A 15195-nucleotide genomic window follows, 5' to 3' on the forward strand; every position below is an offset into this window, starting at 1 on the left:
TTTCTTTAATTTCTTAGTCATTATGGGATTAAAGCCTATTTTTTCTTAAATTATAAAAGCGATGAATTAGAGGCAATGATATGTTATATAACCAGCATCATGAAAAAGATAACTGCGGATTTGGTTTAATAGCTCATATTGAAGGGCAACCAAGTCATAAAGTGGTGCGTACTGCAATACACGGGCTTGCCCGAATGCAACACCGAGGAGCCATACTATCAGACGGTAAAACTGGTGATGGCTGTGGCCTTTTATTACAAAAACCTGATCGTTTTTTTAGACTAGTTGCACAAGAAGCTGGCTGGCGTTTAGCGACCAATTATGCTGTTGGTATGCTATTTTTAAGTCAAGACGAAAAAGAAGCACAAGCTAGCCGTGATATTGTCGAAGAAGAACTTGCTAATGAAACTTTATCTATTTTAGGTTGGCGTGAAGTACCTATCGATAAAAGTGTTTTAGGCGAAATTGCCTTATCATCACTACCACAAATTGAACAAGTTTTTGTCAATGCCCCTGCTGGATGGACTAAAATTGATTTAGAGCGTCGTTTATATATGGTGCGTCGCCGTATTGAAAAACGAGTACAAGATGATACTTTTTATGTATGCAGTTTTTCAAATCAGGTTAATATCTATAAAGGCCTTTGCATGCCTAAAGATTTACCACGATTTTATTTAGATTTAGCGGATCTGCGTATGGAAACAGCAATCTGTTTATTCCATCAACGCTTTTCAACCAATACGGTTCCTCGTTGGCCACTTGCCCAACCTTTTAGACATCTAGCCCATAATGGTGAAATTAATACCATTGAAGGTAATAGACAATGGGCAAAAGCACGTTCTTATAAATTTAAAACACCATTGATACCCGATCTACAAGATGCCGCACCTTTCGTAAATGTTACAGGTTCGGATTCAAGTTCATTAGATAATATGCTTGAACTATTTTTAGTGGGCGGTATGGATATTGTGCGTGCTATGCGCCTACTTGTGCCACCTGCATGGCAAAATAATCCTGACATGAACGAAGATCTACGTGCCTTTTTTGATTTTAATTCAATGCATATGGAACCATGGGATGGCCCAGCAGGTATTGTTATGTCTGACGGACGTTATGCAGCCTGTAATTTAGACCGTAATGGTTTGCGCCCTGCTCGTTATGTCATTACCACCGATAAACTCATTACCTGCGCGTCAGAAATTGGTATTTGGGATTATCAACCTGACGAAGTTGTCGCTAAAGGACGCGTTGGCCCAGGCGAACTGATGGTAATTGATACTGAAGAAGGCCGTATTTTACAATCATCAGAAACAGATAACGATCTACAAAAACGTCATCCATATAAAGAATGGATGGCTAAAAACGTGAAGCGACTTATTCCTCTTGAAGATTTACCCGATGAAAATATTGGTTCACGCACCTATGATGATGTATTACTTGCTACCTATCAAAAACAATTTGGTTATAGTAGTGAAGAACTTGAACAATGTATCCGAGTTTTAGGTGAAAACGGTCAAGAAGCCACTGGCTCGATGGGAGATGATACGCCATTTGCGGTACTATCAAGCAGACCACGCCTGATTTATGATTACTTCAGACAAAAATTTGCCCAAGTCACCAATCCTCCAATCGATCCATTGCGTGAAGCGCACGTAATGTCACTTTCTACCAGCATTGGACGTGAAATGAATGTTTTTGCTGAAGCAGAAGGACAAGCGCATCGTGTGGCATTTAAATATCCGGTTTTAGTTCATTCAGATCTTGAGCAGTTAATCGCCTTAGAGTCTCGCTACTATAAATCTGAAAAACTTGATATGACTTATGATATTGACGGCAGTTTGCGCGATGCAATTGAACAGTTATGTGGTGATGCTGAAGCAAAAGTACGTAATGGTACAGTATTACTAATTCTATCAGATAAAAATATCGCAGCTGATCGCTTACCTATTCCTGCACCTATGGCGTTAGGTGCAGTACAGCAACGCTTAGTTGAAAAGAATTTACGTTGTGATGCAAATATTATTGTAGAAACAGGTAGTTGTCGTGACCCACATCAATTTGCCGTACTTATCGGTTTTGGTGCTACAGCCATTTATCCTTATTTAGCATACGAAACTTTAGCAAAAATGGTTGATAATGGCACCATTAATAAATCCTACCGCGAAGCTATTTTGAATTATCGTAATGGGATTAATAAAGGTTTATATAAAATCATGTCTAAAATGGGCATCTCAACCGTTGCCTCTTATCGATGTTCAAAACTATTTGAAGCAGTCGGATTACATAAAGATGTGGTTGATCTCTGCTTCCAAGGAGTCACTAGTCGTATCAGTGGCGCTAATTTTGATGATTTTGCTCAAGACCAATTTAACTTATCCAAAAGTGCTTGGTTACGTCGTAAACCATTAGATCAAGGTGGATTACTTAAATTTGTTTATGGTGGCGAATATCATGCTTATAATCCCGATGTTGTACAATCATTACAACTGGCTGTCAATAATGGCAACTATGAAGATTATAAACGTTATGCAGATATCGTTAATAATCGACCTGTTGCTACATTGCGTGATTTATTAAAACTTAATCCACCTGAAAATGGGGCTATTGCACTTGATGAAGTTGAACCTGAAGAATCATTGTTTAAACGTTTCGACTCGGCAGCAATGTCAATTGGCGCACTTAGCCCAGAAGCGCATGAATCACTTGCAACAGCAATGAATACTTTAGGGGGTTATTCAAATTCTGGCGAGGGAGGTGAAGATCCTGCGCGCTATAACACCATCAAAGTTTCTCGTATTAAACAAGTGGCATCAGGCCGTTTTGGGGTAACACCGGGTTATTTAATGAGTGCAGATGTCATTCAAATTAAAGTGGCACAAGGTGCTAAACCAGGTGAAGGCGGTCAACTACCAGGCGATAAAGTCACACCTTATATTGCTAAATTACGTTTTTCAGTCCCTGGCGTAACCCTAATTTCGCCACCGCCTCATCACGATATTTACTCTATTGAGGATTTAGCTCAGCTAATTTTCGATTTAAAACAGATTAACCCAAATGCAATGATTTCAGTTAAATTGGTTTCAGAGCCAGGCGTAGGAACCATTGCGACTGGTGTGGCTAAAGCTTATGCCGATTTAATCACTATTTCAGGTTATGACGGCGGAACAGGAGCGAGTCCATTAACATCCGTTAAATATGCGGGTTCACCATGGGAGCTGGGACTTGTTGAAACCCAACAATCTTTAGTTGCAAACGGATTACGTCACAAAATACGTTTACAAGTTGATGGTGGATTAAAAACGGGTACAGATATTGTAAAAGCCGCCATTTTAGGTGCTGAAAGCTTTGGTTTTGGTACAGGACCAATGGTTGCCTTAGGTTGTAAATACTTGCGTATTTGTCATCTTAATAATTGTGCAACAGGTGTTGCTACCCAAGATGAAAAATTACGGAGTGAGCATTATCATGGTTTACCGGAAAAAGCCATGAATTATTTCCGCTTTATTGCACGTAATACCCGAGAAGTTATGGCCGAGCTCGGTGTAAGTCGTATTGTTGATTTAATCGGACGGACAGATCTTCTTTTAGAACTGGACGGTATTACCGCTAAACAACAAAAACTGGATTTATCAAGTCTGCTCGAAACAGCAACGCCACATGAAGGTAAACCTGTTTACTGCATTGAAGATAATAAACCATTTGATAAAGGTGTGCTTAATAAAGAGATCATCACACAAACCCAACAGTTTGTTGATGCGCGCCAAAGTAAAAGTTTCTACTTTGATATTCAAAACACAGACCGTTCTGTGGGCACTAGTCTATCGGGCTATATTGCCAAAAAATATGGTGATCAAGGTTTAGTATCAGAACCAATTTCATTAAACTTCAACGGCACAGCCGGTCAAAGTTTTGGTGTATGGAATGCTGGTGGCGTAGATTTAACCCTAACAGGTGATGCCAACGACTATGTTGGGAAAGGTATGGCAGGCGGCCGCATTGTTATTCGTCCACCTCAAGGCTCAGCGTTTTTAAGTCATGAAGCAACTATTGCCGGAAATACCTGTCTCTATGGTGCAACTGGAGGTAAATTATACGCAGCAGGTCGTGCTGGCGAACGTTTTGCTGTACGTAATTCAGGTGCCATCAGTGTGGTTGAGGGCATTGGTGATAATGGTTGTGAATATATGACTGGCGGTATTGTTTGTGTTTTAGGTAAAACCGGTGTTAACTTTGGTGCAGGAATGACGGGGGGTTTTGCTTATATCTTAGATATTGATGGTGATTTTGATAAACGCATTAATAAAGAATTAGTTGAAATGTTAAATGTTGCTGATTACCCAATTCATGAAGAACATCTTCGTGGCTTAATCATGGAACATTCTCAACTGACCAACTCATCTCGTGCGGAAGAAATCTTAGCTAATTGGCAAGAATTTGCTAAACAATTTGTATTAGTTAAACCGAAATCTAGCGATGTAAAAGCACTACTTGGGCATCGTAGTCGTTCATCAGCAGAACTACGCGTTCAGGCACAATAAGGAGAACACGAAATGAGTCAAAATGTTTATCAGTTTATCGATTTACAACGTGTTGATCCGCCTAAAAAATCGCTAAACATCCGTAAAATAGAATTTGTCGAAATCTATGAAGGCTTTTCAGCTTCGCAGTCTCAAGCGCAAGCTGATCGTTGCTTAGCATGTGGTAATCCATATTGTGAGTGGCGATGCCCTGTGCATAACTATATTCCTAATTGGCTAAAATTAGTTAACGAAGGCAAAATTTTAGAAGCAGTTGAACTATCTCACCAAACGAATAGTTTACCTGAAGTTTGTGGACGCGTTTGCCCACAAGACCGCCTTTGTGAAGGTTCTTGTACTCTTAATGCAGAATTTGGTGCAGTTACCATTGGTAATATTGAACGTTATATCACTGATGAAGCATTCAAAATGGGATGGAAACCGAATCTATCAAATGTCGAAAAAACTGGATTAAAAGTGGCGATTATTGGTGCTGGTCCAGCAGGTCTTGCTTGCGCTGATGTCTTAGTACGTAATGGGGTTACTCCGGTTGTTTTCGATCGTCATCCAGAAATTGGTGGGTTGTTAACGTTTGGTATTCCTGCTTTTAAATTAGATAAAGAAGTATTAATTAACCGCCGTCGTATTTTTACCGAAATGGGTGTTGAATTCAGATTGAACACCGAAGTTGGCAAAACGATACAACTGGCTGATTTACTCAATGAATTTGCAGCGGTCTTTATTGGTACAGGAACATATCAATCTATGCGTGCAGGGCTTGAAAATGAAGATGCAAATGGTGTCTATGATGCATTACCATTTTTGATTGCTAATACTAAGCACATTATGAAACATGAGCAAACACAAGGTACACCATATGTTGATATGAAAAATAAACGTGTTGTCGTATTAGGTGGTGGTGATACCGCCATGGATTGTGTGCGAACATCTATCCGTCAAGGTGCAACCGAAGTAACATGCGCTTATCGTCGTGATGAAGCCAATATGCCAGGCTCTAAACGTGAAGTTAAAAATGCCAAAGAAGAAGGCGTACAATTCCAATTTAATGTGCAACCGCTTAGCATTGAAATCAATAAAACAGGACAAGTGACAGGTGTAAAAATGGTAAGAACTGAGCTTGGTGAACCCGATGCCAAAGGTCGTCGATCACCGGTGGTTATCGATGGTTCTGAATTTGTTCTTCCTGCCGATGCTGTCGTTATGGCATTTGGATTTAAACCACATGCAATGCCGTGGCTAGCCGAGCATGGTGTTGAGTTTGACGACAAAGGGCGAATAATCGCACCTGAAATAAAAGGTTATCAAACAACCAATTCCAAAATCTTTGCGGGTGGCGATGCGGTTCGTGGCTCTGATTTAGTTGTAACGGCAATTAGCGAAGGCCGTAAGGCTGCAGCAGGTATCTTGGATTATTTAGAAGTATAATTGCTAGTTTTTTATCAAAAAATAAAACCCGCTTTATATAAGCGGGTTTTTAATTATAGATAAATTCATTTCAGCAATAGTCTATCCAATAATGAATAATGTAAAAAATTAAGCCAATTCTGCATCTACTATTGGTTGTTCATTTCCATATTCATCAATTAAAAAAATTGATACCCAATCAACACCATCGCAGAGTAGCTGTTGCCACGTGATTTTACGCTCATCAATTAAGTTCACATTGCCATTTTCATCAAAGTCATAAAGTTCTTTCTCAGAATCATAGTCAATACTGTAGCCAAATGTTAATTTTATTTTTGACGCAGGCACATTAAGTTTTTCAAGTGATCTATTGTTCTTTTCTTCATTAGAGTGACTATCACAAAACATTGCGTTATATCCATGCACCGTTTCATCAAATAGCAATATTTCTTCTTTACTATTAATGGATTTTGCCACAATTTTAATATTGGAAAAAGTTGGCTCTAAACCAGTAATATAGCCATTTTCTAATTCACCATAATAGTAAATTTCAAACCATTGTTCTTTATTGGATGATTGGATAAAAAAAGATGTTTCTCCGTCAAACTCATCTTCAATAATGTTTATAGCATATTGTGTTAAATGGGATGGTATTTTCATGTTAATTCTTCTTATCTATGTAAACGATATGGTTCGTCCATCGCAACAAAAGATTGTTCTTGTAATGCATCATTTATCCAATCTTTAATGCCTTTGGTATTACAAATAGTATCAATATAGTTGTTAAGAATTGGGCTGGTTGCTATATGATAATTTTTTAATCTTAGGCATAAAGGGGCATAAAAGCCATCGGCTATACTAAAATCGCCAAACAAATAGTTACAATTTGTTTTTTTCGAGGTTAATAACGAGGATAGCAAATCATCTAAAAACATGATTTCTTTTTTTACCTCTAAATGGTCTCGTAATATTATTTGCCCTATTTGAGGAAACTCAGCTTCAATATTCATCGGCAAATAAGTTCGAATAGCTTGAAATCCAGAATGCATTTTAGCGACTAAACTTCGAGCAATTGCTCTTTTTTTGGGGTCAGCCGGCCATAAAGCTAGGTCGTGATGCTTTTCAGCCAAATATTCACAAATAGCTAAAGAGTCACTTATCACTAAATCTTCATCAATTAGGATAGGTACAGTGCCGTATTTTGAAACAGAGCACATTGTCCTTTTAAACAAAGAATCATCATTAAAACTATCAAATTTAACAAGCTTTTCGTTAAAAGGAATATCAAAATATTTCATCACAACCCAAGGACGCATAGACCATGTTGAGTAGTTTTTATTGCCAATATAAAGTGTATAATTCATATTCAACATCCCTTTTAACAAAATTAATTAAAATCGAAAAATTTGTTCGATAACCAACTTTTTTAAATAATATTTATTCCAAATGTTATTTATAAATAAACTAAATTGGTACCTTTTTCTGGTTGAAAAACAGCTTTTCCAAATTCATCCAGAAAATAAGCAATGTGATCCGATTTATCGCCTAATAAACGACCTTTAACTTTATTCCACGTTAATAATGCTATCGTTGAATCAGGTTCACAGCAAATTAACATAGGTTGTTGAAGTTCATCATTCCAATAGAACTGACCACCATATAATTTATGCGCAGTTAATAACAGATAACAGCCATATTCTTGCGATATCATATTCAGTTGTTCTTCTGGCAGACCGAAACTTTTATCAGCCATTTCGCCAATGATCATCTCAACGACGGTAATGCTTTTTTCGGAGTAATCGAGTTGATTAATACTCCAAGTTGGACTGTGTAAAATAGCATTTTGTGCCCATGCTTCGATTTCTTGATACAATTCATTTTTTTGTTCAGTCATTTTGATTCACTTTAAACGTTTATTATCTTGTTCTAACTGCTTAACACTTTGCCATGCATCTTCCATTTCTTCAAGTGTTGCATCGGGTAAAGCACGATCTTTTTGTTTGAGTATTGATTCTACTTGCTTAAAACGCCGTTCGAATTTTTTATTAGCTTGTTGTAAACAGAGTTCTGACTTTACCTTTAAATGTCTGGCTAAATTAACAGTAGCAAAAAACAGATCACCAAGCTCTTCTTCAATTTTTTGATGATCGCGTTCAGTTCGATTGAGCTCTTGCTCTACTTCGCCAATTTCTTCTTTTACTTTATCTAATACAGGTTGTAATTCATTCCAATCAAATCCAACTGATGCACAACGTTTTTGGATTTTTTCGGCTTTCATTAAAGCTGGGATAGAATTGGGTATATCATCTAATATTGAATATTGTGCTCGTTTATCACGTTCTTGTTGTTTTAATCGTTCCCAATTAGGTTTTTTTTCCGTTTTATCGGTAAAGATATGGGGATGACGACTGACTAACTTATCGGCAACCGCATTACAAATATCATCAAAATTGAACTCCCCTTGATCATTAGCTAAATCAGCGTAAAAAATGATTTGAAATAATAAGTCGCCCAATTCATTTTTTAGTTCTTGCATATTTTGATGATCAATGGCATCTAAGACTTCATAGGTTTCTTCTAAAGTATAACTTTTTAAAGATGCGAAAGTTTGTACTCTATCCCATTCACAACCATCAATAGGATCACGAAGTTGCTTAGTAATAGCTTGTAGGCGTTTTAGTCCATTCACGATACCGACACCTCTAGGATTTTAACAATGATCGCATATTGTAAAGCTTTTAAGTCAAAAGCGGTTATTATTTTACACTCGAATTAACACAAATTTTTAATATAACGAGTAAAAATTTTATCGAAAATTATAATAAAAAGTATAAATATTCTGTTATTGATAGAACTTCTAGTCGATAAAAGCGAATTAAGTATATAATAGCTTCTTATCAAATTAACCTAATGACATAATATGAATAATTTACGAGAACTTACATTAAGAGGCACTATTTTAGGTGCTTTTATAACTGTCATTTTTACTGCATCGAATGTCTATCTTGGCTTAAAAGTCGGATTAACATTCTCATCGGCTATACCTGCCGCAGTAATTTCAATGGCAATATTGAGGCTGTTTTCAGGATCGACAATCTTAGAAAATAATATGGTGCAAACCCAAGCTTCTGCTGCGGGCACATTATCTTCAATTATATTTGTTTTACCTGGCTTATTAATGATTGGGTATTGGCAAAGTTTTCCATTTTGGTTAACACTTGCAATTTGCGCCGCTGGTGGAATGCTAGGAGTGCTATTTTCAATCCCGTTGCGTCACGTTATGGTGGTCAAAAGTAATTTACCCTATCCAGAAGGTGTTGCTGCTGCCGAAATATTAAAAGCTGGCTCAAAGACTGAAGGAAATGACGCTAATGATGGACTAAAGGATATTTTATTTGGTGGTGTGGTAGCCTCCATTGTGAGTTTATTTACTAATGGTTTTAGAATTTTGTCAGACAGCACCGCTTATTGGTTTACTGCTGGTAAATCCATTTTTCAACTACCGATGGGCTTTTCGTTAGCGCTTTTGAGTGCTGGTTACTTGATAGGTATTATGTCAGGTATAGCAGTTTTAATTGGAACAATTATTGCTTGGCTATTTGGCATTCCAATTTTAAGTCTAATTAGTGATTATGATTCAAGTCAACCTTTATCACAAATTGCTATGGGATTTTGGGCTAAAGATATTCGCTTTATTGGTGCAGGTACTATTGCTATCGCAGCTATTTGGACACTACTTACTTTAATCAAACCAGTAATCGAAGGATTAAAAATTTCATTCAAAACCATGCGCTCTGATGTATCAGCGAGCGATATTGCCCCAACAGATCAAGACTTATCACCTAAAACGATATTCTTAATCATGGCAGGCATGTTGATGATTCTACTTATCACCTTTTATGCGTTTATTGCTGATAGTGGATTATCATTAGGCGTAGCATGGTCATTAGTCATATGTGCGGTTCTATTTGCATTTATTATGGGCTTTTTAGTAGCTGCTGCTTGTGGTTATATGGCAGGATTAGTTGGATCATCCGCGAGCCCAATCTCAGGCATTGCGATTGTGGCTGCTATTGTTATTTCACTTATCTTACTTGGTTTAGGCGAAATCAATGGCATGTTGGACTCTATAGAAGGTACTAATTTTGCAACAGCTCTTGCACTATTTACCACCAGTGCTGTTTTAGCCGTGGCATGTATTTCTAATGATAACCTGCAAGATCTAAAAACGGGTTATTTAGTCCAAGCTACACCATGGAAACAGCAAGTCGCATTATTAATCGGTTGTATTGTTGGCGCTATTGTCATTGCCCCTATCTTAGAAATTTTATATAACGCTTATGGCTTCACTGGTGCGGTTCCTCGTCCAGATATGGATCAATCACAAGTATTAGCAGCACCACAAGCAACTCTTATGACGACCATTGCTAAAGGTATTTTTTCACATAATCTTGATTGGACCATGATCTTAATCGGCTTAGTGGTTGGTGCGGTTATTATTATTATTGACTTAGTTTTAGCTGCTAATAACTCTAAATTTAGATTGCCAGCTCTTGCTGTTGGTTTAGGTATTTATTTACCGCCAAGCATTACTATGCCTATCTTCGTGGGAACAGTATTATCGTGGATTATAAAACGTAATGCTTATGCAAAAGCAACAACGCTTAAATTGAATCCAGAAGAAGAGTATAAAAAAGTCGATCGAAAAGCTGCATTAATTGCTTCAGGTCTGATTGTTGGTGAGAGCTTAGTCGGGGTAATTTTAGCTGTTGTAATTGTAATTAGCATTGCTAGTGGTGGTAGTGATGCTCCACTTGCCATACCAACTGATTTAGGGGTATTACCTCAATATCTAGGACTTTTGGTTTTCGTGACCATTTGTGTATTATTTATTCGTCGAGCATTATCAGTGCTTAAACGATAATTCTATTATGATGCCCTTTATCAGAATGAGATAAAGGGTATTATAAGCTATTTCAGGGTATTTCCTAATTTAAGCGTTAAGGCAATATTCATTGATGTCTGAAAAAGATTCGCTCTTGCTGCCGTAGGCTCTAGAACCTCGGATAAGGTAGCAACTTTACTTAAAATGCTAAACATCGCATTAATCCCATAAGGATAAATAGTTTCTGCTTTATCACCTAAACTCCCAACAATTGCTATAACTGGTTTTTGATATTTTTGAGCAATACGGGCAACACCTACAGGGACCTTACCATTGATACTTTGATAATCTAATCGTCCTTCACCCGTAATAACTAAATCGGCATCCGAAATCAGTGTATCTAAATTTAAAGTTTCAGTAATAATTTCAATTCCAGGTCTTAATTTAGCATTCATAAACGCTAATAAAGCGGCTCCCATTCCCCCTGCAGCGCCTGTTCCTGGAGTAGATTCAATATCGATATTAAAACTATTTTTTATTATTTGGGCAAAATGTTTAAGATTTTTATCAAGCAAATGAACATCAGCGAGTGACGCTCCTTTTTGTGGTCCAAATATGAATGAAGCACCATTTTCACCCGTTAACGGATTAGTAACATCACAAGCGACTTCAAAATCACAATCTTTAATTCGTCGATCAATTTCACTAATGTCAATTTTATCAAGTTCACTTAATGAAATACCGCCATAACCGATTTGATTACCATATTTATCTAAAAGTTTAACACCTAATGCTTGCAACATTCCAGCTCCGCCGTCATTTGTTGCACTACCACCAATACCAATGATAAATTTTTTACAACCTTTATCAAGAGCATCTTTGATTAATTCTCCAGTACCATATGAGGTAGTAATTTTAGCATCTCGTTTACTTACAGGTACACGCTCAAGGCCACTTGCTGAAGCCATTTCTATCACAGCTGTTTGTCCATCTCCTGAAATACCATAAAAAGCAAAACCTTTTTCGCCTAATGGATCAGTAATAGATACCGTGATTTTATTACCATTTAATGCATCAACCATTGCATCAACAGTCCCCTCTCCTCCATCAGCAACTGGTATTAAAAAATATTCAGCCTGTGGGTAAACGTTTAAAAATCCCTTTTTAATTATATTAGCAACTTCAATAGCACTTAGGCTTTCTTTAAAAGAATCAGGAGCGATGACAATTTTCATATCTATCCTTATGGAATTAGTCAAAGTTATTGAGTATGTCTCCATACTCAATTTTAACCTTATTATTTAATTTCTATTTTTGCTAAACTCTCATAGTAACGTGCCAACGCACTATGATCGCATTCTCCCATACCATCAGTTTTAAGGGCTTGCATCATTTCCATTACAGCTGCAGTTAATGGTAATGACGTACCAACACCGTGAGAAGTATCTAAAGCATTTTGTAAATCTTTAATATGTAAATCAATTCTAAAACCGGGTTTAAAGTTACGATTTAAAACCATTGGCGCTTTAGCATCTAATACCGTACTTCCAGCTAATCCTCCACGAATGGCTTGATAAACTAATTCAGGGTTTACACCAGCTTTAGTTGCTAATACTAATGCCTCAGACATAGCTGCAATATTCAAAGCAACAATTACTTGATTTGCTAATTTAGTGACATTTCCAGCACCAATTTCACCTGTGTAAACAACTGAACCTGCCATAGCTTTCATTATGTCATAATGTTTATCAAAAATAGTTTTATCGCCCCCCACCATAACAGATAATGTGCCATCAATTGCTTTTGGTTCTCCACCACTAACTGGTGCGTCTAACATTGCCAAACCTTTTTTAACAACTTCATCATGAATTTCACGACTTGCTAAAGGTGCAATTGAACTCATATCTATGATAGTAGTACCCGGTTTAGCACCATCAATTATACCATTTTCGCCTAAAACAACTTCTTTTACATGTGGTGAATTAGGTAACATAGTAATTATAACGTCACAGAGTTGAGCAACTTCTTTAGCATTTACAGCACCTTGTGCTCCAGCAGCTACAACTTCATCAACCGATGATTGATTTTTATCACACACTACTAATGAATAACCCGCTTTTAACAGGTTTTTGCTCATCGGTTTACCCATAATACCTAAACCAATAAAACCAATTTTCATTTTACTCTCCTTTTTTACAATTAAACTAGTACTAGTTACTTTAAAAACTTATCTGCTAATGTTTGAGTTGAGTTTCTTAACAAACTAAGATCACTACCAACTGCTACGAATGTTGCTCCCATTGCAATATAATGATGAGCATCAGCTTCAATCGGAGCTAAAATGCCACATGCTTTACCTTGTGTTTTAGCTACCTCAAAAACATGTTTTATTGTGGCTTGTACGTCAGGATGCTTAGGATTTCCAAAATGTCCTAATGAAGCAGATAAATCACTTGGTCCAACAAAAATACCATCAACACCCTCAACTGCAGTGATTGCTTCAACATTATCAACTGCCTGTTGAGTCTCAATTTGTACCATTACACAAATATTTTGATTAATTTTAGTGAAATAATCTGGAATTGTTCCAAAAGCATTACTACGATGAGCGACTGAAACGCCTCTTAGACCTTCCGGTGGATAACGAGTATAAGATACAGCTTGTTTAGCTTGCTCTACCGTTTCTATATAAGGGATTAAAAAATTATAAAATCCGATATCAAGTAATCGTTTAATTAATACTTGATCATTCGAAGCTGGACGAACGACCGGTGCACTAATGCTATCTTTTAATGCCATTAATTGTGGCACAAATGTCATAACATCATTAATGGCATGTTCACCATCGAGTAACAGCCAATCAAAACCAGCTAAACCAAGTATTTCAGTTGAAATTGGATTTCCTAAAGCAGCCCAACAACCAATAAGTTTTTTACGTTCTAACATATCTTGTTTAAATTGATTGTGGCAGGTTATTTTTTTCATAATTTACCTTTTTGATTATCGCGTTATTTTTTGATAATAATAGTTTGATTATCTAACCAAACATGGTTTTTTACTATCAAACTGCCAGCCTGAAATTAAATATTGCATAGCCATTGCATCATTACGGTTGCCAAGACCCATCGTTTTAAATAGCTCATGAGCTTTCATCACCTGATCCATATCAATTTCAATTCCTAAACCAGGTTTTTCTGGAACTTTAATTTTACCGTTGGTGATTTGTAATGGTTCTTTAGTCAAACGTTGGTTACCTTCTTGCCAAATCCAATGGGTATCAAGTGCTGTTGGATTACCGGGTGCAGCTGCGCCAACGTGTGTGAACATCGCCAACGAGATATCAAAATGATTATTAGAGTGTGACCCCCACGTTAAACCAAATTCATGACACATTTGTGCAACACGTACAGAACCATTCATAGTCCAAAAGTGAGGATCTGCTAATGGAATATCAACGGATTGTAATGATAATGTGTGTCCCATTTGACGCCAATCGGTTGCAATCATATTAGTCGCTGTCGGTAAACCAGTGGCACGACGAAATTCAGCCATGACTTCTCGCCCTGAATAACCTTGTTCAGCACCACAAGGATCTTCTGCATAAGCCAACGTATCTTTTAAATACTTACCAATACGAATTGCTTCATCTAATCGCCATCCACCATTAGGATCGAGTGTTACTCGAGCTTCTGGGAATCTCTTTTTTATTGCAATTACGGCTTCTGCTTCATCTTCTGCAGATAAAACGCCACCTTTCAATTTGAAATCACGAAAACCATATTTTTCATAGGTTGCTTGAGCTAACTGCGCAATTTTTTCAGGCGTTAATGCTTCTTCATGTCGTAGGCGATACCAATCACATTTTTCATCATCTTGACTTTGATAAGGTAAATCCGTCTTCTTACGATCGCCTATATAAAATAAGTATCCCAACATTTCGACTTCATCACGTTGTTGCCCATCACCCAGTAATGATGCAACCGTGACACCTAAATGTTTACCTAATAAATCTAACATTGCTGCTTCAATAGCAGTAACAACATGAATTGTTGAACGCTGATCAAATGTCTGATTGCCTCGCCCACCAACATCACGATCAGCAAATTGAAAACGCACACGATTCATAATATTTTTATAGTGCCCAATAGATTGACCAACGACTAATGATTTAGCATCTTCTAATGTTTTAGTAACAGTTCCTACACATGGAACTTCGCCGACACCGATGTTACCTGAGTTATCTTTTAGGATAACGATATTTCGAGTAAAATACGGCGCATGAGCTCCACTTAAATTAAGTAACATACTGTCATATCCAGCAACAGGATAAACATGCATTTCCGTTATAATTGGTGTTGATAAACTCAT

The 15195-nt window shown here is 37.1% G+C and carries 11 protein-coding genes; 3 read left to right on the forward strand and 8 right to left on the reverse strand.

Annotated features, from left to right (window positions below; all coding sequences use genetic code 11):
- Positions 1 to 80: 80 nt before the first annotated feature.
- Positions 81 to 4538, forward strand: a complete 4458-nt coding sequence (gltB, locus tag AC5LW9_RS12895) for a glutamate synthase large subunit (protein ID WP_144091265.1) — start codon at positions 81 to 83, stop codon at positions 4536 to 4538.
- A 12-nt stretch (positions 4539 to 4550) separates the two neighbouring features.
- Positions 4551 to 5963, forward strand: a complete 1413-nt coding sequence (locus tag AC5LW9_RS12900; RefSeq protein ID WP_493456022.1) for an FAD-dependent oxidoreductase — start codon at positions 4551 to 4553, stop codon at positions 5961 to 5963.
- A 108-nt stretch (positions 5964 to 6071) separates the two neighbouring features.
- On the opposite strand, the gene AC5LW9_RS12905 is transcribed toward AC5LW9_RS12900, so the two are convergent.
- The 4 genes from AC5LW9_RS12905 to mazG all read right to left on the reverse strand — a co-directional run bounded on the left by AC5LW9_RS12905 (position 6072) and on the right by mazG (position 8631).
- Positions 6072 to 6602: a hypothetical protein gene (locus AC5LW9_RS12905; protein ID WP_493456023.1), complete on the reverse strand. Its 531-nt coding sequence runs from the start codon at positions 6600 to 6602 to the stop codon at positions 6072 to 6074.
- Between the two features lie 11 nt (positions 6603 to 6613).
- Positions 6614 to 7306, reverse strand: coding sequence for a glutathione S-transferase N-terminal domain-containing protein (locus AC5LW9_RS12910; RefSeq protein WP_086326257.1), 693 nt, complete (start codon positions 7304 to 7306; stop codon positions 6614 to 6616).
- An 89-nt stretch (positions 7307 to 7395) separates the two neighbouring features.
- A complete protein-coding gene (locus AC5LW9_RS12915) occupies positions 7396 to 7836 on the reverse strand; it encodes a hypothetical protein (RefSeq protein WP_086308743.1) in 441 nt (146 codons plus the stop codon).
- Between the two features lie 6 nt (positions 7837 to 7842).
- The gene (mazG, locus tag AC5LW9_RS12920) at positions 7843 to 8631 is read right to left on the reverse strand and encodes a nucleoside triphosphate pyrophosphohydrolase (protein ID WP_198228675.1); all 789 of its coding nucleotides are present in this window, start codon (positions 8629 to 8631) and stop codon (positions 7843 to 7845) included.
- Positions 8632 to 8862: 231 nt separating this feature from the next.
- Between mazG and AC5LW9_RS12925 the strand changes: the two genes are divergently transcribed.
- The gene (locus AC5LW9_RS12925; protein ID WP_144091262.1) at positions 8863 to 10866 is read left to right on the forward strand and encodes an OPT family oligopeptide transporter; all 2004 of its coding nucleotides are present in this window, start codon (positions 8863 to 8865) and stop codon (positions 10864 to 10866) included.
- A gap of 47 nt (positions 10867 to 10913) precedes the next feature.
- Here AC5LW9_RS12925 and AC5LW9_RS12930 read toward each other — a convergent pair whose 3' ends face one another.
- From AC5LW9_RS12930 to gudD, 4 genes are all read right to left on the reverse strand, one after another.
- Complete coding sequence (locus AC5LW9_RS12930) at positions 10914 to 12062, reverse strand: glycerate kinase (protein WP_198235917.1); 1149 nt, start codon at positions 12060 to 12062, stop codon at positions 10914 to 10916.
- 62 nt (positions 12063 to 12124) lie between these two features.
- Positions 12125 to 13006 carry a 2-hydroxy-3-oxopropionate reductase gene (garR, locus tag AC5LW9_RS12935; RefSeq protein WP_493456024.1) on the reverse strand — a complete coding sequence of 294 codons (882 nt, stop codon included), beginning with the start codon at positions 13004 to 13006 and terminating at the stop codon, positions 12125 to 12127.
- Between the two features lie 35 nt (positions 13007 to 13041).
- Positions 13042 to 13812, reverse strand: coding sequence for a 2-dehydro-3-deoxyglucarate aldolase (gene garL / locus AC5LW9_RS12940; protein WP_086326262.1), 771 nt, complete (start codon positions 13810 to 13812; stop codon positions 13042 to 13044).
- A 48-nt stretch (positions 13813 to 13860) separates the two neighbouring features.
- Positions 13861 to 15195: a glucarate dehydratase gene (gene gudD, locus AC5LW9_RS12945; RefSeq protein WP_493456025.1), complete on the reverse strand. Its 1335-nt coding sequence runs from the start codon at positions 15193 to 15195 to the stop codon at positions 13861 to 13863.

It is taken from the genome of Gilliamella sp. LMG 34360 (assembly GCF_984568995.1).